This window comes from Leifsonia sp. NPDC102414 (genome assembly GCF_044765685.1).
Classification (GTDB): domain Bacteria; phylum Actinomycetota; class Actinomycetes; order Actinomycetales; family Microbacteriaceae; genus Leifsonia.
Map to the genome: position 1 here is coordinate 452,662 of NZ_JBIWKN010000003.1, position 20,731 is coordinate 473,392.

Genomic DNA, 20,731 nt, shown 5'->3' on the forward strand with positions numbered 1-20,731 from the left:
CCACTCTCTCCATTGATTTTTGTTGCACAGGCAGCACGGTCACCGCCCGTTTCCATCCAGTCGTCAAGCCTAATCCCTTCCAGCGGCGGGTGCGGGCGTTCACCGGGGAGGGATACCGTTATTCCCATGCAGTTCTATGGAACGACCCCGCGCCACGATCTCACATACTCCGACGTGTTCCTCGTGCCGTCGAGATCCGATGTCACGAGCCGCCTCGACGTGTCGCTCGCGCCGGACGACGGCACGGGAGCGACCATCCCGATCGTGTCGGCCAACATGAACTCGGTGACGGGAAAACGCCTCGCAGCGACCCTCGCCCGCCGCGGAGGTCTCGGCGTCCTGCCGCAGGACATGCACCTGCAAGACCTGGACGACGCGATCCGCTGGGTCAAGGAGCAGCCGGTCGCCTTCGACACCCCGTACACCGCATCGCTGGAGGAGACGGTCGCGGACGCTCTGCGGCGGCTGCCGGCCGTCGAGGGGCACGGCATCGTGATCCACGGAGCTGACGGCGCATACCTCGGCTGCCTCGCGGCGACGCAGCTCGGCTCCGCCCTTCCGGATGCGCGCCTCGGCGACCTGCTGCACGGCGCGCTCACGTCGCTCGACGCGGAAGATCTGCCAGACGCCAGGGCAGCCTTCGACGTGATGAGCGCCGCCGGCCTCGAGTTCGCCCCCGTGCTCGACCACGGCCGCGTCGTCGGCACCCTCAGCAGGAAGAGCGCGATGCGCTCCACCATCTACCAGCCGGCGCTCGACGCGCACGGCAGGCTGCGCGTGGCAGCGGCGGTCGGCATCAACGGAGACGTCGCGAGCAAGGCCAAGGCGCTCGCCGCCGCAGGGGTCGACGTTCTGGTCATCGACACGGCGCACGGCGACCAGGACGGGATGCGGCGCGCCATCCACACGGTCAAGGGGCTCGGCCTCGGGCTGCCGATCGTGGCGGGCAACGTCGTCACGGAGCAGGCCGTCCGCGACCTCGTCGCCGCCGGCGCGGACATCCTCAAGGTCGGCGTCGGGCCCGGCGCGATGTGCACCACTCGCATGATGACCGCCGTCGGTCGCCCGCAGTTCTCCGCCGTGCTCGAGACCTCGCAGGCCGCGCGGGAGCTCGGCGCCCACGTCTGGGCGGACGGCGGGGTCCGCTACCCGCGCGACGTCGCCCTCGCGCTCGCCGCCGGTGGCGCATCCGTGATGATCGGCTCCTGGTTCGCCGGCACGATCGAGGCACCTGGTCTGCTCGACAGGGACGCGAACGGAGCGCTGTTCAAGGAGAGCTGGGGCATGGCGAGCACCAAGGCCGTCACAGGGCGTTTCGAGCGCCTCGACGCATACGAGCTCGCCAGGAAGACGCTCTTCGCCGAGGGGATCTCCAGCTCGCGCATCTACCTCGACCCGCAGCGGCCGTCCGTCGAAGACCTGCTCGACATGATCACCACAGGCGTGCGCAGCTCGTTCACCTACGCCGGTGCACGCTCGGTCGCGGAGTTCCACGACAGGGCCCTGGTGGGCATCCAGTCGGCGGCGGGGTACGAGGAGGGCAAGGCGCTGCCGGTCTCCTGGTAGGCCACCTCAGGCGCGAGGCTCAGCCGTTGTTCTGCGTCTGCCCGCCTGTTCCGCCGTTCTGACCCGTTCCGCCGTTCTGGCCGAAGCCGCCGTTGCCGCCGAACTGACGCGGCTGGAAGTTCTGCCCCGTGCCGATGCCGGCACGTCCGTGGTCGACGGCGTTCGCCGTGAAGAAGCCGGCGAAGAACACCACGACGAGCACGGCGACCGCGCCGACGATCACCGCGGTGTTCTGAGCCCAGCGCGGCCAGCGGTGCAGCACGTATCCGGCTGGCGCCGGTGTCGCGGCGGCCGATGGATGAGGTGCCCGCTGCGCCTGCTGGTACGGCGGCTGCGGAGGCACGGGAGGCTGCTGCGGCGGCACCGGAGGCTGCTGCTGCGGCGGCACCGTCCCCTGGTACGGCGGCTGCTGGGGCGGAACGGGAGGGCCGGGCTGCCATGGCTGTCCGTTCGGTGCTCCGTATTCCGGGCTGGTGGAGGTCATCGTGCTGTCCTTCTCTTCGTGCTGGGTGAGCGATGCGAGTGTGACCGGCGGCGCTCAGCGACCGCTATGAACGGATTACGGACTTGCTGGGAGTGCCGAGGAACCGCGGATGCACACATCCTTTTCCCGGAAACTCCGCCGGTATACTGAGCGGGAAATGGACGACCCTCCTTCTGCTAGCCCATTCGCCCTGGCGAGTTCCACGACCTCGCCGCCCACCCGCGGTCTGAGACCGGAGCGGGGTGACCGCCGTGCTCTATGAGTGGATCATGCTCGGCGTCGGCCTGCTGCTGACCATCGGGACCGGCCTCTTCGTCGCAAGCGAGTTCGCGCTGGTCAACCTCGACCGCGGAGACCTCGAGGCGCGCCGCGAGCGGGGTGAGTCCCGGCTGACGATGACCATCGCCGCGCTCAAGATCACGTCAACGCACCTCTCGAGCGCCCAGCTCGGAATCACCCTCACCACGCTGCTCACCGGTTACACGATGGAGCCGGCGATCAGCACGCTGCTGAACGGGCCGCTGACCTCGATCGGGATTCCGGAGGCGGTGGTCGCCCCGATCGCGACGACCGTCGCCATCGTGGTCGCCACGCTGCTGTCGATGATCCTCGGCGAGCTGGTGCCGAAGAACTTCGCCCTTGCGCTCCCTCTGGCCACCGCCAAGCTCGTCATCCCGTTCCAGACGGTGTTCACCGCGATCTTCCGGCCGTTCATCGTCGTGCTCAACGGCACGGCGAACGGCGTGCTCAGGATGCTCGGGGTCGAGCCAAAGGAGGAGCTGTCCGGCGCGCGCACGGCCGAGGAGCTGTCGTCGCTCGTGCGGCGCTCGGCCAGCGCCGGGCTGCTCGAAGCTGACACGGCGACGCTGCTCAGCCGCACCCTCGCGTTCTCAAACCACACGGCGTCGGACGTGATGACGCCGAGGCCGCGCATCGCGACCGTGCAGCGCAGCGAGCCTGCGCAAGCCGTGCTCGACCTGGCCAGATCCACGGGGTACTCGCGCTTCCCCGTGGTCGACGACGACATCGACGACGTGGTGGGCTTCGTCCACGTGAAGCAGGCCGTCGCCGTTCCCCGGCCGCGCAGAGCGAAGGTCCCTGTCTCCGCCCTGCAGACGGACGCGCTGCGGGTGCCGGAGACGATGAATCTCGACACGCTGCTCGGCGAGCTCCGCGGACGCGGCTACCAGATGGCCGTCGTCGTGGACGAGTACGGAGGCACCTCCGGTATCGCCACGCTCGAAGACCTGGTGGAGGAGATCGTCGGCGAGGTGGCTGACGAGCACGACCGCACCCGCGCCGGAGTCGTCCGCGGCAGGGACTCGCTGACCTTCCCCGGCATCCTGCGGCCGGACGAACTGCTCGAACGCGCAGGCGTGACGGTCCCGGAGGACGGCCCGTACGAGACCGTCGCCGGTTTCGTGATGAACGAGCTCGGCCGCCTGCCGAAGGTCGGCGACGAGGTGCTGATCGACGGAGGGACCCTGCGGGTCGAGCGACTGGAGGGGCGACGGGTGGACCGCATCCGGTACACGCCGGATCCTGTACTGCCGGGCGAGGAGGTGAACGGCCATGAGTGATTGGGCCGGAATCGCCTGGCTGGTGGTGCTGCTGATGGTCAACGCGTTCTTCGTCGGCGCCGAGTTCGCCGTCATCTCCGCGCGCAGGTCGCAGATCGAGCCGCTCGCAGAGCGCGGGAAGCGGAGCGCCAAGACGGCGCTCTACGCGATGGAACACGCGACGCTGATGCTCGCGACCACTCAGCTCGGCATCACCGTCTGCTCTCTGCTGATCCTGAACGTCTCCGAACCGGCGATCCACCACCTCCTCGAAGTGCCGCTGCACGCGACGGGATGGTCGGACGACGTCATCGGGACGGTCGCGTTCATCGTGACCCTGGTGCTCGTGTCGTTCCTGCACGTGGTGTTCGGCGAGATGGTGCCGAAGAACATCTCGTTCTCGATGCCGGACAAGGCCGCCCTGCTCCTCGCACCCCCGCTCGTGGCCATCGGCCGCGTTGTGAAGCCGATCATCGTCGCCCTCAACGCCACGGCGAACAGCGTGCTGCGCCTGTTCGGGGTGGAGCCGAAGGACGAGGCCGCGAGCACGTTCACGCTCGAAGAGGTGGCGAACATCGTCAACCAGTCGACGAGGGAGGGTGTGCTCACCGACCGGACGGGCGCACTGACCGCCGCGTTCGAGTTCACGGAGAAGAAGGTGCGCGATGTCGCACTCGGCCTCGACAAGCTCGTGGCGCTTCCCGCTCAGCCCACGCCCGCCGACGTGGAGAAGGCCGTGTCGAAGAACGGCTTCTCCCGCTACGTGGTTTTGGACGAGTCCGGCGAGCCGACAGGCTACCTGCACCTCAAGGACGTGCTCGACCTGGAGGAGACCGGCTTCGAACTGCCGGTGCCCGCCAAGCGCATCCGGAGACTGGTGACGGTGTTCGCGGAGAGCGACCTGGAGGACGCCCTGGCGACCATGCGTCGCTCGGGGAGCCACCTGGCGCGCGTAGTGGATGCCGAGGGTCGAACGGTCGGGGTGCTCTTCCTGGAGGACATCATCGAAGAGCTCGTCGGTGAGGTTCAGGACGCGACGAGGCGTTCGTGAGCCGCGACGTGACCGCGGGACCGCAGCCGCCGTCCGACGATGTCCTGGCGGCGTTCGGTGCGTCGGGAACACCGGTGCTGCTGCCGGGCGGCCGCGGCCTGACCTGGCGCGCGGGCGACGTGGTCCTGCGCCCTGCGGAGCCGTCGGAGGAGACGGAGTGGAAGTCGAGCGTACTGGCGGCGCTCGCCGAGTCGGACGAGTTCACCGTCCCACGACCGCTCCGCGACGACAGAGGCCGGTGGATGCGCGGCGGCTGGGAAGCCCTCGCCTGGGTCCCAGGAGGGGCGGACCCGACGCGCGTCGAGGACGTGGTGCGCGCCGGCCTGGCCTTCCAGCGTGCCGTCGCCGCGCATCCGGAGCCGCCGTTCATCGCGGAGACGGATCACGCGTGGGCGAGAGCCGACCGCGTGGCCTGGGGTGAGGAGCCGGCGCCGGACGATCCGCTGATCGCCGCCCTGACCGCGGAGTTCCGGCCGGTGGATGCGCCGAGTCAGGTCATCCACGCCGACCTGCTCGGGAACGTCCTGTTCGTCGAGGGCGGGCCACCTGCGGTGATCGACTGGGCGCCGTACTGGCGGCCGGCCGGCTTGGCCGCCGCGATCGCTGTCGCAGACGCGGTCTGCTGGCACGGCTACCCCGTCGAGCGGCTGGGCGAGGACTATGACATCCCGTCGTGGCGGCAGCTGCTGCTGCGCGCGCTGGTGTTCCGGATGGCCACGCTGCACCTGCTCGGGGTGTGGGACGACGAGCACACGCGGCGGCACGCTCCCGTGGTGCACGCCGTGATCGCGCTCGCCCGCTAGCGGTCGCCGCTGCTAGTCTCGACGGAGACCGGACGAGCGAAAGAGGAGGTGGTACCCGTGAACGAATCGACGTGGGTGCTCCTTCCTGGGGTCACGGTCGGGCGGTAGGTCGCCCGGGAGCGCCCTTCAGGAGCACTCTCGAAAGGCACGACCATGCACCTTCATTTCACCTCTGAACAGCGCCTCGACGGCGACGGCAGCGCTACCGATACCACTGCCGACACCAGTGTCAGCGAACGCGCATTCACCCTGGGCGATATCCCCGGCGTCCTCTGGACGCCTGCCTCCGCCACCGCCTCGGCTCCAGCGCCGCTGATACTGCTCGGCCACCCTGGCGGCCTCGGCATGATGCACTCCCGGCTGGCCGGGCGGGCGAGGAGCGCCGCAGCCAGCGGTTTCGCTTCGGCCTCCATCGAATTGCCAGGCAGCGGCGACCGGCCGCGATCGGCCGATGCCGAGCAAGCCCGGTCCGACCTGCACGGGGCGCTCGCCGCCGGAGAGCCGGTGGACGAGATCGTCGACAGGCTGGTCCTCCCGCTGGTCGAGCGGGCCGTACCGGAGTGGCAGGCGACACTGGATGCGCTGCTCGCGCTCCCTGAGATCGGCGGTCCCGTCGGCTTCTCCGGGGGAGTGACCGCCATCGCCATCAAACTGGCGGCCGTCGACCAGCGGATCGCGGCGGCCGGTCTCTTCGCCGGCAGCTACGTCCCGCGCGCGATGTTCGACGACGCCAGCCAGCTCACGATCCCCGTGCACATGCTGCTGCAGTGGGACGACGAGGGGAACGACCGTCAGCTCGCCCTCGACCTGTTCGACGCCATCGGCTCCACGGAGAAGACGCTGCAAGCCAACATGGGCGGCCACCGAGGCGTGCCGTCCTACGCAGGAGACGACGCCGGCCGGTTCTTCGAGCGCCACCTCCGATGAGCCGCCGCCGCGCGGTGTACGCGCCGCCGCGGCGGTCTGGCCGCGCCGCTGCGCTACCGGCGCCGCCGCGCTACCGGCGCCATTGGGCACGCAGGTACTGCGGCGGCCAGAAGTCGACGTCGTAGCCGAGCTCGTGCGCGGCCCGCAGCGGGAAGTGCGGGTCGCGCAGCAGCTCGCGCGCCAGCATCACGGCGTCCGCCCTGCCGCCCTCCACGATGTCCGCCGCCTGCTCCGGGGTGGTGATGAGCCCGACGGCGCTCACCTCGACCTCGGCCGACGACCGGACGTGCGCGGCGAACGGCACCTGATAGCCGGGCTCCAACGGGATGCGGATGCCACTCTGGATGCCACCGCTGGAGATGTCGAAGAAGTCGGCTCCCGCATCCTGCGCCCAGCCGGCGACCGTCGCGGTCTGCTGCTCGTCCCAGCCTCCCGGCGTCCAGTCGCTGCCGGAGAACCGGACGAACAGCGGAACATCGCCGCCGACCTCGGCGCGGACCGCCTCCACGATGCGCAGGAGAAGGCGGGCTCTGTTCTCGAGGCTGCCGCCGTATTCGTCCGTGCGCTGGTTGGCGATGGGGGAGAGGAACTGGTGCAGGAGGTAACCGTGCGCCGCGTGCAGTTCGAGCACCTGGAACCCGGCGTCGACGGCGCGGCGGGCCGCTGACCGGAAGTCGTCGACGATCGCGTCGATGCCCGCAGGGTAGAGCTCTGCAGGCACCGCCAGGTCGCCGAACGCCACAGGCGACGGCGCGACCGTCGGCCAGCCGCCCTCCTCAGGAGGAACGCTGCCGGTGCGATCCTCGTAACCCCAGGCCGGCCAGCTCGACGCTTTGCGTCCAGCGTGGCCGAGCTGCATCCCCGGCACAGCACCGTGCTCGGCGATGAACGCGGCGATCGGCTTCCACGCGTCGCGCTGCTCGTCGTTCCAGATGCCGGTGTCGCGCGGGGAGATGCGCGCCTCAGGGTTCACCGCGGTCGCCTCGGTGAACACGATGCCGCTGCCGCCTGTGGCGAAGGAGCCCAGATGGACGAGGTGCCAGGGCTGCGGGACGCCGGACTCGTCGATGACGGAGTACTGGCACATCGGAGAGGTCCAGATGCGGTTGCGGACCGTGACGCCGCGCAGGGTCAGGGGGTCGAAGAGTGTTGCCATGCTGGTTCTAAGCCGCCAATGCTTCGAGATATGCCCGCAGATCGGACGCCGTGGTGAAGACATGCCCAGCGATGCCGAGGTCTTCCGCCCCTCGCACGTTGATCTCCTTGTTGTCGATGAAGACCATCTCTGCCGGGCCGATGCCGAGCTCGCGCATCACGTGCTCGAAGATGTCGGCGCTCGGCTTGATGGTGCCGAGCTCGCCGCTCACGAACACCTGCTCGAACAGATCGCCCAGGGTGCCGTGCCGGAAGTACGAGCCGAAGTCGCGCCCGGCGTTGGAGAGCAGCGCCATGCGGGTGCCTCCGTCGTGCAGGTCGACCAGCACATCCAGGGTGTCGTGGTCGATGCTCAGCCAGCTGCGGAAGTCGGCCAGCCAGAGCCGGTGGATCTTCGCATCCCCCCACTGCTCGCCCAGCTCGCGTTCGATGCCCCTCCAGTACTGCTGGATGCTCATCGTGCCCTGATCGAGCGCGTCGCGATGCCGCCAGTATGCGGGCCAGAACACCTCGGCGTCCCCGCCGGCGAGACCCGCGAGCTGCTCGCGATCCGCTTCGGACGGCGTGGTCGAGATGACCTCGCCGTAGTCGAACACGATGACCCTGCCCGGGATGCTGATACCCATGAAACCCACCTCTTTCCTCGCCTATGAACCTATCGTGGAGTGAGCGAGCGCTCGGTGACGGACGGAGGAACGGTGGACAACTGGCAGAGCTGGGGGGCTGTGGAGAGTGCGCGCTGGATCGCCGTGCCTGGCGTGGCGAGCGACAAGTACACGCGCGGCGTGCTCGGCGTGGTCACCGGCTCCGACCTCTACCCCGGCGCGGCCGTCCTCGGTGTCGAGGCCGCGGCCCGCACGGGGCTCGGGATGATCAGATACCTCGGCGCGAAGGGCGCGGCGGCGGAGGTCCTGCGCAGACGCCCTGAGGCGGTCACGGCGCCGGGCAGGGTGCAGGCGTGGCTGGTCGGCTCCGGCATGGACGCGTCCCAGCGACCGGCAGACGGCGCGCACCGTCTTCACGCGGCTCTTGCGGACGGGGTCCCCACGGTCGTCGACGCTGGAGCGCTCGACCTCGTCGGCCGCGCCACCGGCGCCGTCGTCATCACTCCGCACTACCGCGAGCTGGCCGGGGTGCTCGCAGGAGCGGCGGACGACGACCCGGATGCGGTGACTGCAGACGACATCGCCGCCGACCCTGGAGCTTGGGCGGCGCGGGCGAGCGAGACTCTCGGCGTGACCGTCCTGCTCAAGGGGCACACCACATACGTCGCAGCGCCTGGCGGGGCGCGCTATGCGGTCACGGCGGGGCCGGCCTGGCTCGCCACCGCGGGCAGCGGGGACGTGCTGGGCGGGGTGCTCGGTGCGCTCGTCGCCACGCACGCCGACGAGATCGCGGAAGCGCCGGCATCCACTGTCGCCGCGCTCGCTGCCACGGCGGCGTACCTGCACGGGAGGGCGGGCGAGCTGGCGTCCCGGGGAGGGCCGATCGTCGCGCTCGACATCGCCGAAGCGCTTCCGGATGCGGTCAGGGAACTGCTCACGAGCCGCACGGAGGCGGATCAGGGCTGAGCGATCAGCCCTTCTGCAGGTTCAGCAAGAACTCGACGGTTCCGGTCTTCTCCACCGTCACGAATCCGAGGCTCGGAGCCTCCACGCCGAAGTCGGCGAAGGCGATCGGGATGCTCCCCGTCAGCTTTCCGCCGTCGCCGTTCAACGCCACCTGCAGATCGGCCGTCACCGTCCTGGTGACCCCGTGCAGCGTGAGCGCTCCTGTCGCCTTCAGAGACTGGACAGCCCCGGCTGTCGGGGTCCCATCCGCCTTCACCGGCTCGGTGAGCGTGAAGGTGGCATCGGGGAACGTGCCGGTCTCGAGCGCCGTCGAGCGGAAGTAGCTGTCGCGCGCCGGTTCGTCGGTGGCGATGCTCGCCACGTCCACGGTCACTTTCGCGGCGGTCAGGGTGAGGCCGTCGACCGTCAGGTCTCCTGTCACCTTCTTCGTGCGGCCGGTGACCGTCACATCCACGCCGTTCAGGACCTCCTTGACGCGGTACCCGGCGAACGACGAATCGCCGACCGTCCACCTGCCGCTCAGGTCGGAGGTGTCGATGGTGGTCTCCGCCTCCGGATCGGCGGTGAGCGCGATGGTCGGAACGGCAGCAGGAGGGCCGGAGATCAGGTCGCGGTAGACGTACGGCCCAGCGACGGCCGCTGCCACGCCGAGCACGACGACTCCTGCGGCGACGCCGATCCACACTTTCGACGAGGTTTTCAACGGTGACATGTCATCGAGATTAGGGAGCGGGCATGTCCTCTTCCTGAGAGTGTCCGATGGTGTTCCTGGGCGATCGGCGGTGCACCCCGCCGTTCATCTTCGGGAGGTCGCCGCCCGCTACGATGACCGCATGGGGATCGAGGCAGCACAGGCTCCGGCTCCGGCGTCCCCCAGTTCGGTCCGCCGCGTCGCAGCCAACCCGTTGACCCTCTGGATCGCGTTCCTGGTCGTGCATCTCGTGCTCGGCTGGCTCGCCATGCACGGCGACGGGATGGGCCTCGGCGACGTGTACCTGGTCTACAAGCCGTGGGCGCAACTGGCGGCGCAGGGCACCTCCATCGTCGGCGTGCAGGCGGACTGGGTGTACCCGTTCGCCGCTCTCGTGCCGATCATGCTCCCTCTGCTCGCCGGAGCCGACAACTACGTCGGCGGCTGGCTCACGCTGGTGCTGCTGCTCGACGCCGCAGCGTTCGCCGTGCTGATCGGCGGCAGGGAGCGTCGCCGCATCGCCGCGGCGTGGTGGTGGCTCGCGTTCCTGCTGCTGCTCGGCCCGATCGCGGTCGGCAGGCTCGACGCCGTCTCCGTCTCGCTCGCCATCGTCGGGATGCTCTGGCTGATGCTGCACGAGCGCGCTGCGGTCGTCACGCTCACCATCGCCACCTGGATCAAGGTGTGGCCTGCCGCGCTCATCGTCGCGGCGGTCATCGCCCTGCGCAGCCGGTGGCGCATCCTGGTCACCGGAGTCGTGACCAGCCTGCTGATCGTGATCGTCCCGCTCATCTTCGGAGCGGGGATGCACGTGTTCAGCTTCATCACCGCGCAGACCGGCCGTGGGTTGCAGATCGAGGCGCCGGTCAGCACCATCTGGATGTGGCAGGCCGCGCTCCACGTGCCGGATGCGGTGGTGTACTACGACAGGGACATCCTCACCTTCCAGGTGACCGGCGCAGGGAGCGTCACGGCGGCCTCCCTGATGAACCCGCTGCTCGCCGTCTGCGCCGTCGTCGTCGCACTGATCGGCGTGCGGGCGGTGCGGAGGGGGACGCCGGTGACGCGCATCCTGCCGGAGTTGTCGCTCGCCCTGGTCAGCGCGTTCATCGCGTTCAACAAGGTCGGCTCCCCGCAATACGTGGCCTGGCTGGCGGTGCCTGTGGTGATCGGGCTGGTCTACCAGGGGCGCGGATTCCGCACCCCGGCCATCCTGGTCGGCTTCACGGCCGCGCTCACCCAGGTCATCTACCCGTACCTCTACGGCTGGCTTCTTGCGGTGGACACCGGGATGGTCGCGGTGCTGACAGTGCGCAACCTGCTGTACTTCGTGGTGCTCGGCTGGGCGATCGCGGCGCTCTGGCGCGGGAAGCGCGGCGCCGAAGCGGACGGAGACGTGCTGCCGGAGCACGCGTGGCCGTTCCGTGCTCCGAAGCAGGAGCCCTCCGGCAGCCCGGTGGCTAGGCTGTAGGTGCGGTCGGAGGTCAACGCAGCCGCGCGAGGAGGAAACATGCTGGTCGCGTTCTCTGTCGCACCGAGTGGGGGAGAAGGGGCTGACGCTTCCGTGCACGACGCCGTCGCCGCGGCGGTGCGGATCGTGCGGGAGTCCGGACTGCCGAACCACACGGATGCGATGTTCACCACCATCGAGGGCGAGTGGGATGAAGTCTTCGACGTCGTCGAGCGCGCGACGGAGGCGGTCGGCGCGTTCGGCACCAGGGTCTCCCTCGTGCTGAAAGCGGACATCCGGCCAGGGCACACGGGAGAGCTGACCGGCAAGGTCGAACGGCTCGAAGCCGCTCTGGACCTCGGGGTCTGACACCGTGACGGCGTCGGACTGGGTCCTGCCGATCTTCGTGGCGTTCGTACTGTATTGGCCGGTGTTCGCGGTCGTCGCCATCCTGATTCTCGGCCCGCTGCTCGGCTTCGTGATCGTGGGCGTGATCGGGGCGATCCGCGCCGGTGTGTCCGGGAAGGGCGACGGTGACGAGTCGGACGACGATGACCCGGACGACCTCTTCAGTGAACTCGTCCAGGCGAGCGCCACCGGTCGAAACGATTCGATATAGGCTTACTGGGTGAACCCCACCCCTCTCGGAACCCGCGCGTGAGCGCCGGCGAAACCGCTGCGACCGTCACCGCCCGTCTGACCCCTGCGCGCACCCGTCTCGCCCTGCTCGCGCTCGCCCTCGGCGGGTTCGGCATCGGCTCGACGGAGTTCGTCGCGATGGGCCTGCTGCCCAACATCGCGCACGACCTGCTGCCCGCCGTCTATGCCGCGTCGCCGTCCGAAGCGAACGCGCAAGCCGGCTGGGCGATCTCCGCGTACGCGCTCGGCGTCGTGGTCGGTGCGCCGACGATCGCGGCGTTCGCCGCCAGGCTCCCGCGCAAGCAGCTGCTGCTCTGGCTGCTCGTCGCGTTCACTCTCGGCACGGTCGCCTCCGCGCTCGCGCCGACGTTCCAGCTCGTGCTGCTCGCACGCTTCGTCAGCGCTCTGCCCCACGGGGCGTACTTCGGGATCGCATCGCTCGTCGCCGCATCCCTGATGGGTCCGGGCAAACGCGGTCAGGGCGTCGCGTTCGTGCTCTCCGGGCTGACCATCGCGAACGTCATCGGCGTGCCGCTCATCACCTGGCTGGGGCAGACGCACGGCTGGCGTGCCGCCTACCTCGTCGTCGCGGCGATCTTCGCGCTCACTTTCGCCGCCGTTGCTGCGCTTGTGCCATGGCAGCCCGGCAACCCCAAAGCCACGATGGCCAACGAGCTGAAGGCGTTCAGCCGGCTGCAGGTGTGGCTTGCCCTCCTGATCGGCGCGATCGGCTTCGGCGGGTTCTTCGCCGTGTACACATACGTCGCCCCGATGGTCACCACGATCACCGGGCTCAGTGAGTCCGCTGTGCCGCTGGTGCTCATCCTGATCGGCCTCGGCATGACGGTCGGCAACCTCGTCGGCGGACGGGTCGCCGACCGCGCCCTCAAGCCGGGGATGCTCGCCTTCTTCGTGATCCTGCTCCTCGGCCTCGGCGCGCTGTACTTCACCGCGTCGAACGTGGTCGGACTGCTGATCTCGCTGTTCGTGATCTCGGCCGCCTGCTGCGCGATGTCGCCGACCATCCAGACCAGGCTGATGGATGTGGCGCACGAGAGCCAGTCGATCGCCGCCGCCCTCAACCACTCGGCTCTCAACATCGCCAACGCGGCGGGCGCCTACCTCGGCGGCCTCACGATCGCGGCGGGGTTCGGCTACCTGTCGCCCGTCGTGGTCGGCGCGATCCTCTGTGTGGCCGGCATCGCACTGGCCCTCGTCTCGTTCTCGATCGACCGCTCCCGCGAACGCCGCGGCGTCGACACCGGCGTCGTGCACGCCCAGCGCCCAGCGCCCCTCCCGATCGACTGAGGCGCGCCCGCGCCCGCGCCCGGGAGAACGCGCGCGATATGACTGCGGTTGCTCCGTTCGGACGGAACAACCGCATCCAGTGGCCGGGTTCTCCGTTCGAACGGAGACCTGCGCGGCGGGTCGGCCGGACGTTCCGGCCTTGCGAGGGCGGGTCGTTGCGCAGGAGAACGCGCGCGACATGACTGCGGTTGCTCCGTTCGGACGGAGGAACCGCATCCAGTGGCCGATATCTCCGTCCGGACGGAGAAACGCTGGCTAGTCGTTCTGGAGCAGGATGCCGTCCTGGATGGCGCGCTTGCGGAGTGCCACCTTGGTGCCGACGTCGTAGCCGGCGACGCGATACTTCTCGCGGATGCGCTTGAGGTAGCTCTTCGCCGTCTCGTCCGAGATGCCGAGCTGGAAGGCGACCGCCTTCACCGGCTCGCCTGCGCCGTACAGCGCCATCACGCGGCGCTCCTGCGCGCTCAGCTTCGGCGCACCGCCGACCTCGCCCGAGTTGAGGGCCAGGTCGAGCTCCGCCGAGATGAACGACTCTCCCTTGCGGGCCGCGCGGATCGCCTCGACGATCATCTCGGCGTCCTCGCTCTTCACTAGGTAGCCGAGCGCACCGGCCGCAATGGCCTCGCGGACGACGGCCGGCTCGGAGTACGTGCTCATCAGCACCGTGCGGACACCCGTGGTCTTGAGAGTCGACAGCTTCAGCGACACCGGGATGTTGTCTTTCAGGTCCAGGTCGAGCAGGACGACGTCCACCGGGAACTCGGGATGCGTGAGCAGCTCGGGCCAGCTGGCCACCGCTGCGACCATCCGGATGTCGTCCGCGGCGTTGCGGATCCATTCGGTCAGGGCGCCGAGCAGCATCTTGTGATCGTCGACGATCGCGATTCTGATGGGAGGTGCCTCGGTCACGGGCTGCCTTTCTTCACGGTAGAGGGAGCCGACAGGGCTGGTGTCAGGCAAGATCTGCTGAGCTGTCGCTCACGCTGGTGATCTCGATGCGCAGTGTCGATCCCGCGAAGGTCTCGGCGTAGCGGCCCACTTTACGGATAGCTTGCCACGCTGCGGGGTCCACCCCGTTTCGCGGCACACCGGTGGTCGATATCACGATCGATATTCTGGCACCCGGATTGGGGTCGCCACGCTCTGGCGCGCTGGGACGCGCCAGGTCGAGCGTCAAACTGCGCGGCTGGGATGCGCCCTGGCGGACGGGATCGCTGATCAGAAGCCACACGGCGGTGAGCAACCCGTCGCGCTGGTCGCGGGTCAGCGCGGCGGCGAGCCCTTCGCTGTCGGTGAGCGTGACGGCGGGGCCGAGCAGCGCGGACTCCGTGACGGCGTGGTAGAGCCACGTCTCTTTGCGGCCCTGGATGAGGTGCAGGCGCAGCTCGGTGGCGATGCTCGCCGCCGCGGAAGCCGTCTCCTCGTCCAGCGGGAGGGAGGTGCGACCGCTCGCCACGCCGTCGAGGAGCCGTTCGGCGGCGAGGTCGAGGCGGGCGAGCTCTTCCGACGCGAGCATCCCGACCGCGTAGCCGGGGGAGGACACCGTGCTCTGCACCTGCACCAGGTCGAGCTCCAGCTGGATGAGGGTGCGCAGCGACCGCACGATCTGCACGCCGAGCAGCGGAGGGGCGACGCTCAGCGCGATGGTGACGAACGCCGGTCCGAGCGCCGCGAGGTCGTGCTGGCCGCGGAGCGCGAACGCGGCGGCGAGGACGACGCCGAGGGCGATGGATGCGATCACGATGTCCGACGGCGGGCGCGCGGCCACGCAGAGCAGCAGGGCGGAGCCGACGGCGACGGCCGCTGTGGGCTGCGCCCCTGTGTCGCCCGGCCCCCAGATGCCGACGATGTCGAGCAGCACGACCGCAGCCCAGATCCCGATGGCCGTGTAGAACATCCAGGAGGGGAGTTCGTCTGGCAGCCTGGGGCGCACGACGATGGCGGCGACCAGGGTGATCAGGAGCCCCGTCCACGCGATCAGGGTGAGCGGGAGCGCGGCGTATCTGCCGAGGTTCATCAGCATCACGGCGAACTGGAACGCGATGAGCGCGAACGCGGCGACGTTGAAGCCGATGTCGAGTCTGGCGCGGCCGAGCGCATCCCGTTCGCTGTCGCTTCCGATGCGGCGGGGCACGGTCTGTTCTGTCACGTGGCTCATTTCGGCACCTCGAGGACGACGGTGGTCCCGCTGCCAGGGGAGGAGAACAGGCGCGCGTTGCCTCCGACGTCGCGCAGCCTGGCCACGATCGACTCGGTGAAGCCGAGCCTGCCGTGCTCGATGGTGCTCACGTCGAAGCCCTTGCCGGCGTCGGTGACCATCGCGCGCACGGTCGTCTCGTCGTCGGTGATCGTGACGTGGGCCTCGTTGACGCCGGAGTGCCTGCGCACGTTCTCCAGGCACTCGCCGAGGGCGAGCAGGAACGCGTCGAGGATGTCGCTCGGCAGGAGCACCTGCCCTGAGCCGTGCCAGTTGACCTCCAGGCCCATCCTGCGGAAGCGCTGCTTGACCGATTCGAGCGTGTTGCCGAGGGTCGACTCCTCGACCGGCTTGAGCTTGTAATCGCCGGAGCGTGTCGGGTCAGGGGTGAAGCCGAGGCGCAGCTGCCGCAACAGCGCGGCGTCCTCGCCTGCCTGCTCGCGGAGGGCGCCGGCGCTGACGCCGACGCCGGAGTGAGCGAGCAGGGTGAGCGTGGCGAGCACCGTGTCGTGCAGCAGCCGCGCTCCCTGACGGCGCCGCGCCTCCGTCTCCGATGCCTGGCGTTCCACCCGGTATGCGCGACTCATCGTCGAGATGCGCGTCAGGGTGCGGGGGACGGTGCGCGAGAGCCACACGCCTGTCGCGGTGAGGGCGACCCAGCCTGCGACCGTGAACAGCAGAGGTTCGGCGAGCTGCGAACCGCTCAGGATGAGGGTGGCGGACTCCGCGGCGAGCGTGATGACGGACGCGCAGATCAGCAACCCGACGCGACCGCGCGACGTCACCGTGGGAATCGCGACGCTGGCCACGGATGCGCCCCCGACCATCCCGACCGCACTCAGCGCCGATGCGCCGAGCGGCGTGGCGGGAAGGAGGTTGAGCAGGATGATGGCAGCGCCGGCGACGACGATCACCGCCACCCACACAGTCGTGTGCGTCAGCGACGTGAGCTGGACCTGCGCGTACGCGAGGCAGGCGAGCAGCACGACCGCCGCCAGGTACAGCGGAAGCGGAAGCGTGCCGGGAATGCTCAGGCAGAGCAGGGTCGTCGCGGTCGCCGTGAGGCCGACGTTCCTCGCCGTGACGGTGAGGAGTCGATCACGCTCCTTCTGGATGCGCGACATTCTCCTCCGTTCGGCTCAGGCGGCGAAGAGCCTGCGCAGCTGCTCGCTCACGGCATCGTCCTCGATGAGGAAACCGTCATGCCCGAAATCCGACTCTATTACGACGGGCTCTGATCCGTCGATGGTCGTGGGGAGGCGCGCCGCGATCGTCTCCTGGCCCTCGAGGGGGAACAGCCGGTCGCTGTCGATGCCGACCACCAGGGTGCGCGCCGTGACACGCGCCAGGGCGGCGTCGAGACCTCCGCGCCCGCGTCCGACGTCGTGCGAGTTCATCGCCTGCACCAGCACGATGTAGCTGTTCGCGTCGAACCGCCTCGTGAACTTGTTGCCGTGGAAGTCGAGGTACGACTCGACGGCGAACCGCCCGTTGTCGCCGAGCGGGCTGATCTCGCTCTGCCAGGTGCGCTCGAACCTCTCGTTGAGCTCCGAGGGACTGCGGTAGTTGATGAGCGCCATCCGCCGGGCGAGTGCGAGCCCCTGGTGCGGGCCGTTCCCGTCTCCTGCGTCGTAGTAGAGGCCGCCGCGGAACAGCGGGTCGGTGCGCACGGCCTCGATCTGCACGGAGTTGAGGGCGATCTGGTCGGCCGTCGAATACGGCGGGGCGGCGATGACCGCGAGCCTGGCCACACGCTCCGGGTAGCTGACCGCCCACTCGAGCGCCTGCATCCCTCCCATCGAGCCGCCGACGACGCCTGCCCAGCGCTCGATGCCGAGCACGTCGGCGAAGGCGGCCTGCGCGTTCACCTGATCCCGGATGCTCGTGAACGGGAACCGGGGGCCCCACTCCGTGCCGTCCGGGGCGATGGATGCCGGCCCCGTCGTTCCCTGGCAGCCTCCGAGCATGTTCGGCACGACCACGAAGAACCGGTCGGTGTCGATCGCCTTGCCAGGGCCGATGATCCCCTGCCACCAGCCTGCGGTCGGGTGTCCTGGCCCCGCGGTGCCGACGGCGTGGCTGTCGCCGGTGAGCGCGTGCAGCACCAGGACGGCGTTGTCGTGCTCAGCGGAGAGCGTTCCCCACGTCTCGTACGCCACCCGCACGTACGGGATGCGTTCCCCGCTCTCGAAGTCGAAGGCGCCGATCCCCGCGAAGGACCGCGACCCAGCGGGGTCGGACTCCTTCCAGGCCCCGCTCGCCGGAGGCTTGCCGAGGAGCGACCTCGCTTGGGCGTCCGTGATGAAACTCGACGGGGCCGTGTCGGCGGATGTCTGCCACTCCATGTCTCCATACTGTCTGACCGCGCGGGAGAGGGTGGCTGTGTTACGCGCTCAGCGGTCGCCTTCCCGGTCATCGTGCTCGTCGCGGTCCTCGCGGTCGTGGCCGTGGTCGTCGTGCGGCCGGAGGCGCTGGGTCTGCTCGGTGATGTAGGAGACGATCGTCGCGCTCGCGGTACCGACGATCGCGATGCCGCCCATCATCAGGATGACCGCCAGGATGCGGCCAGGCACGGTCACCGGGACGTAGTCGCCGTAGCCGACGGTCGCCATCGTGACGCAGGCCCACCAGACCGAGTCCCCGAAGCTCAGGATCGTGGCCCCAGGTGCATACCGCTCCTGCTGATAGACCGCGAGCGAGATGACGTACACGAACATCACCACGGTCGACGCGGCGACGATCAGCACCCTCCTGCGCACGTGCGCAGGAGACCGGCCGCGCAGCAACGGGATGCGATGCAGCTCCCGCAGCAGCCGGAACGGCCGCGCGACGGGGAACAGCACAGACGCCAGGTCGATCAGGTTCTTCCTGACGAACAGCCACTTCTTCGCGCTCAGGCTCAACCGCACGACGTAGTCGACGAAGAACGCCGCCCACACCGCGAACAGCACAGCGGTGAGCAGCGCACCGAACCACGCCGGACGCGACGGCTGCAGGATCGACCACGAGTACGCGATCAGGAACAGCACACTGGCGACGAGCAGCGGCCACGCCGTCTTGTCCTCCCAAGCGGTGCGCCTGCTGTCGTCGCCGGTCATGTCAGTCGCCGCTCACCCGCAGCTCGCCCTTGTGGAACCGGTACGGCGCCGCCTGCGCGACCGGCTTGATCACGATCAGATCGAGGTCGACGTGTCTCGGACGCTCCAGCGCATCCACGATCGTCGCCGCGACGTCCTCCGCCGTCAGCGGCTCAGGGACGTCCTGGTAGACCGCATCCCGCTTCTCTTTGTCTCCGCCGAACCTGACCAGCGAGAACTCCTCGGTCGCGACCATGCCTGGCGCGACCTCGATCACCCGGATGGGCTCGCCGTTCAGTTCCAGCCGCAGCACCTCGGTGAGGGCGTGCTCGGCGAACTTGGCCGCGTTGTATCCGCCTCCGCCGACGTATGCGGTGTGCCCGGCGATCGAGGTGATGTTCAGGATGTCTGCGTGGCCGGACTCCGCAGCGCCCGACCGCAGCAGGGGCAGCAGCGCGCCGATGACCCGCTTGGTCGCGATCACGTTGATCTCGTACATCCACACCCAGTCGTCGATGCTCGACTTCTCCACGGAGTCGAGCCCGAGCGCGCCGCCGGCGTTGTTGACGAGAGCGTGGATGGGGCCGGTCGCCTCCAGGTGCGCGCGCAGCGCATCCACGTCCTCCTGCTTGGTGAGGTCGGCGGCGAAGACGTCCGCCCCGGTCTCCTCGGCGAGGCCGGCCAGCCGGTCGGCGCGGCGCGCCACCCCGACCACTTCCCAGCCGTTCGACCGGAACAACCGCACAGCGGCCGCCCCGATCCCCGAACTCGCACCCGTCACGACGACCCGTCTCACGCTCATGCGCCTATTCTTCACGGATTACGGCATGTTGCGCGCGCGTTGCCCGCGTTGCCCGGCGCGTCTAGCCTGCTTGTAACGGCGGTGGGGAACCGCTCGACACGCATCCACCCGAAGGAGTGAGCCATGACCGACGCCGCCGACTGGCAGTTCGAGACCAAGCAGATCCACACCGGAGCCGCACCAGACCCGGTGACCAACGCCCGCGCGACGCCGATCTACCAGACCACCTCGTACGTGTTCAACAACGCTGAGCACGCCAAGAACCTGTTCGCGCTCGCCGAATTCGGCAACATCTACACGCGCATCCAGAACCCGACGCAGGCCGTCGTCGAGGAGCGCGTCGCAGCGCTCGAAGGCGGAACGGGCGCCCTGCTCGTCGCCTCCGGCCAGGCAGCGGAGACCTTCGCCGTCCTGAACATCGCCCAGGCAGGCGACCACATCGTCTCCTCCAGCTCGATCTACGGCGGAACGTACAACCTCTTCAAGTACACGCTCGCCAAGCTCGGCATCGAGACCACGTTCGTCGAGAACCAGGACGACGCGGACGAGTGGCGCCGCGCTGTCCGCCCGAACACCAAGCTCTTCTTCGCCGAGACCATCGGAAACCCGAAGATCAACATACTGGACATCGCGCTCGTCGCCGACGTCGCCCACGAGGCCGGTGTGCCGCTGATCGTCGACAACACGATCGCGACTCCGTACCTCATCCGTCCGTTCGAGTTCGGCGCGGACATCGTCGTGCACTCGGCCACCAAGTTCCTCGGCGGTCACGGCACGGTGATCGGCGGCGTGGTCGTCGACGGCGGAAAGTTCGAGTGGTCGAAGAACGTCGAGAAGTTCCCCGGCCTCACCGAGCCTGACCCGTCGTACCACGGCGCCAGCTACACGGCGGCGGTCGGCGACGGTCTCGCGTACATCATCAAGGCGCGCGTGCAGCTCCTCCGCGACCTCGGCTCCGCCATCGCCCCCGCGAGCGCCTGGCAGCTCATCCAGGGCATCGAGACGCTGTCGCTCCGCGTCGAGCGTCACGTGCAGAACGCGCAGGAGATCGCAGAGTTCCTGGAGAACCACCCGGACGTCGCCAGCGTCAACTACTCCGGCCTGCCCACCAGCCCCTGGTACGCAGCGGCCAACAAGTACGCCCCCAAGGGCGTCGGCGCCGTCCTGTCCTTCGAGCTCAAGGGAGGGGTGGATGCCGGCCGCGCCCTCGTCGACAACCTCGCCCTGTTCAGCCACCTCGCCAACATCGGCGACGTGCGCAGCCTGGTCATCCACCCGGCGTCGACCACGCACTCGCAGCTCACTCCCGAGCAGCAGCTCACCGCCGGCGTAACGCCCGGCCTGGTGCGCCTCTCGGTCGGCCTCGAGAACATCGACGACCTGAAGGCGGACCTGACGGCCGGTCTGACCGCCGCCCGCTCTGTCGTGGAGGCAGCGCGCGCTTAAGCACG

General features: G+C 69.3%; 21 protein-coding genes. 11 read left to right on the plus strand and 10 right to left on the minus strand.

The annotated features are described in order from the left end of the window. Positions 1-126: 126 nt before the first annotated feature. A complete protein-coding gene (locus tag ACIRCZ_RS14815; protein WP_402854405.1) occupies positions 127-1,566 on the plus strand; it encodes a GuaB1 family IMP dehydrogenase-related protein in 1,440 nt (479 codons plus the stop codon). Positions 1,567-1,585: 19 nt separating this feature from the next. Here the strand turns inward: ACIRCZ_RS14815 and ACIRCZ_RS14820 are convergent, their stop codons facing one another. Then, complete coding sequence (locus tag ACIRCZ_RS14820) at positions 1,586-2,050, minus strand: hypothetical protein (protein WP_402854407.1); 465 nt, start codon at positions 2,048-2,050, stop codon at positions 1,586-1,588. 269 nt (positions 2,051-2,319) lie between these two features. Between ACIRCZ_RS14820 and ACIRCZ_RS14825 the strand changes: the two genes are divergently transcribed. The 4 genes from ACIRCZ_RS14825 (at position 2,320) to ACIRCZ_RS14840 (ending at position 6,390) form a co-directional block, all read left to right on the plus strand. Next, on the plus strand, positions 2,320-3,630 hold the full coding sequence (locus tag ACIRCZ_RS14825; RefSeq protein WP_055891629.1) for a hemolysin family protein: 1,311 nt from the start codon (positions 2,320-2,322) through the stop codon (positions 3,628-3,630). Beyond that, a complete protein-coding gene (locus ACIRCZ_RS14830) occupies positions 3,623-4,660 on the plus strand; it encodes a hemolysin family protein (RefSeq protein ID WP_055890989.1) in 1,038 nt (345 codons plus the stop codon). Before ACIRCZ_RS14825 ends, ACIRCZ_RS14830 begins: the two co-directional genes overlap by 8 nt. After that, positions 4,657-5,463, plus strand: coding sequence for a hypothetical protein (locus ACIRCZ_RS14835; protein WP_402854410.1), 807 nt, complete (start codon positions 4,657-4,659; stop codon positions 5,461-5,463). The genes ACIRCZ_RS14830 and ACIRCZ_RS14835 overlap by 4 nt, the downstream gene beginning before the upstream one ends. Before the next feature lie 153 nt (positions 5,464-5,616). Beyond that, on the plus strand, positions 5,617-6,390 hold the full coding sequence (locus tag ACIRCZ_RS14840; protein ID WP_402854412.1) for an alpha/beta hydrolase: 774 nt from the start codon (positions 5,617-5,619) through the stop codon (positions 6,388-6,390). A 70-nt stretch (positions 6,391-6,460) separates the two neighbouring features. Here the strand turns inward: ACIRCZ_RS14840 and ACIRCZ_RS14845 are convergent, their stop codons facing one another. After that, positions 6,461-7,546: an NADH:flavin oxidoreductase/NADH oxidase gene (locus ACIRCZ_RS14845; protein WP_402854414.1), complete on the minus strand. Its 1,086-nt coding sequence runs from the start codon at positions 7,544-7,546 to the stop codon at positions 6,461-6,463. A 7-nt stretch (positions 7,547-7,553) separates the two neighbouring features. Continuing rightward, positions 7,554-8,171 carry an HAD family phosphatase gene (locus ACIRCZ_RS14850; protein WP_055890998.1) on the minus strand — a complete coding sequence of 206 codons (618 nt, stop codon included), beginning with the start codon at positions 8,169-8,171 and terminating at the stop codon, positions 7,554-7,556. A gap of 39 nt (positions 8,172-8,210) precedes the next feature. On the opposite strand from ACIRCZ_RS14850, the gene ACIRCZ_RS14855 reads away from it, so the two are divergent. Beyond that, on the plus strand, positions 8,211-9,116 hold the full coding sequence (locus ACIRCZ_RS14855; RefSeq protein ID WP_402854416.1) for an NAD(P)H-hydrate dehydratase: 906 nt from the start codon (positions 8,211-8,213) through the stop codon (positions 9,114-9,116). A 4-nt stretch (positions 9,117-9,120) separates the two neighbouring features. Here the strand turns inward: ACIRCZ_RS14855 and ACIRCZ_RS14860 are convergent, their stop codons facing one another. After that, positions 9,121-9,819 (minus strand): YceI family protein, encoded by a 699-nt coding sequence (locus ACIRCZ_RS14860; RefSeq protein WP_402854570.1) that lies wholly within the window; start codon positions 9,817-9,819, stop codon positions 9,121-9,123. A 130-nt stretch (positions 9,820-9,949) separates the two neighbouring features. Here ACIRCZ_RS14860 and ACIRCZ_RS14865 point away from each other — a divergent pair, with 130 nt between their 5' ends. Genes ACIRCZ_RS14865 through ACIRCZ_RS14880 form a run of 4 tightly spaced genes read left to right on the plus strand, consistent with a single transcriptional unit; the run spans position 9,950 to position 13,204 of the window. Further along, positions 9,950-11,278: a hypothetical protein gene (locus ACIRCZ_RS14865; protein ID WP_402854418.1), complete on the plus strand. Its 1,329-nt coding sequence runs from the start codon at positions 9,950-9,952 to the stop codon at positions 11,276-11,278. 39 nt (positions 11,279-11,317) lie between these two features. Then, on the plus strand, positions 11,318-11,626 hold the full coding sequence (locus ACIRCZ_RS14870; protein ID WP_402854420.1) for an MTH1187 family thiamine-binding protein: 309 nt from the start codon (positions 11,318-11,320) through the stop codon (positions 11,624-11,626). A gap of 4 nt (positions 11,627-11,630) precedes the next feature. Continuing rightward, entirely contained in the window at positions 11,631-11,876 is a 246-nt protein-coding gene (locus tag ACIRCZ_RS14875; RefSeq protein ID WP_402854422.1) for a hypothetical protein, read from the plus strand. A 38-nt stretch (positions 11,877-11,914) separates the two neighbouring features. Then, entirely contained in the window at positions 11,915-13,204 is a 1,290-nt protein-coding gene (locus ACIRCZ_RS14880; protein ID WP_402854424.1) for an MFS transporter, read from the plus strand. Between the two features lie 255 nt (positions 13,205-13,459). Here ACIRCZ_RS14880 and ACIRCZ_RS14885 read toward each other — a convergent pair whose 3' ends face one another. Genes ACIRCZ_RS14885 through ACIRCZ_RS14910 form a run of 6 tightly spaced genes read right to left on the minus strand, consistent with a single transcriptional unit; the run spans position 13,460 to position 19,280 of the window. Further along, the gene (locus ACIRCZ_RS14885) at positions 13,460-14,113 is read right to left on the minus strand and encodes a response regulator transcription factor (protein ID WP_085369978.1); all 654 of its coding nucleotides are present in this window, start codon (positions 14,111-14,113) and stop codon (positions 13,460-13,462) included. Positions 14,114-14,156: 43 nt separating this feature from the next. Next, entirely contained in the window at positions 14,157-15,362 is a 1,206-nt protein-coding gene (locus tag ACIRCZ_RS14890) for a hypothetical protein (protein ID WP_055891013.1), read from the minus strand. Beyond that, positions 15,359-16,525 (minus strand): sensor histidine kinase, encoded by a 1,167-nt coding sequence (locus ACIRCZ_RS14895; RefSeq protein WP_402854427.1) that lies wholly within the window; start codon positions 16,523-16,525, stop codon positions 15,359-15,361. The genes ACIRCZ_RS14890 and ACIRCZ_RS14895 overlap by 4 nt, the downstream gene beginning before the upstream one ends. A 15-nt stretch (positions 16,526-16,540) precedes the next feature. After that, entirely contained in the window at positions 16,541-17,746 is a 1,206-nt protein-coding gene (locus tag ACIRCZ_RS14900) for a homoserine O-acetyltransferase (protein ID WP_402854429.1), read from the minus strand. Between the two features lie 48 nt (positions 17,747-17,794). Continuing rightward, complete coding sequence (locus ACIRCZ_RS14905) at positions 17,795-18,499, minus strand: potassium channel family protein (protein WP_055891022.1); 705 nt, start codon at positions 18,497-18,499, stop codon at positions 17,795-17,797. A 1-nt stretch (position 18,500) separates the two neighbouring features. Next, positions 18,501-19,280: an SDR family oxidoreductase gene (locus ACIRCZ_RS14910; protein ID WP_402854432.1), complete on the minus strand. Its 780-nt coding sequence runs from the start codon at positions 19,278-19,280 to the stop codon at positions 18,501-18,503. Between the two features lie 123 nt (positions 19,281-19,403). Between ACIRCZ_RS14910 and ACIRCZ_RS14915 the strand changes: the two genes are divergently transcribed. Beyond that, the gene (locus tag ACIRCZ_RS14915; protein ID WP_055891026.1) at positions 19,404-20,726 is read left to right on the plus strand and encodes a bifunctional o-acetylhomoserine/o-acetylserine sulfhydrylase; all 1,323 of its coding nucleotides are present in this window, start codon (positions 19,404-19,406) and stop codon (positions 20,724-20,726) included. Positions 20,727-20,731 lie beyond the last annotated feature (5 nt).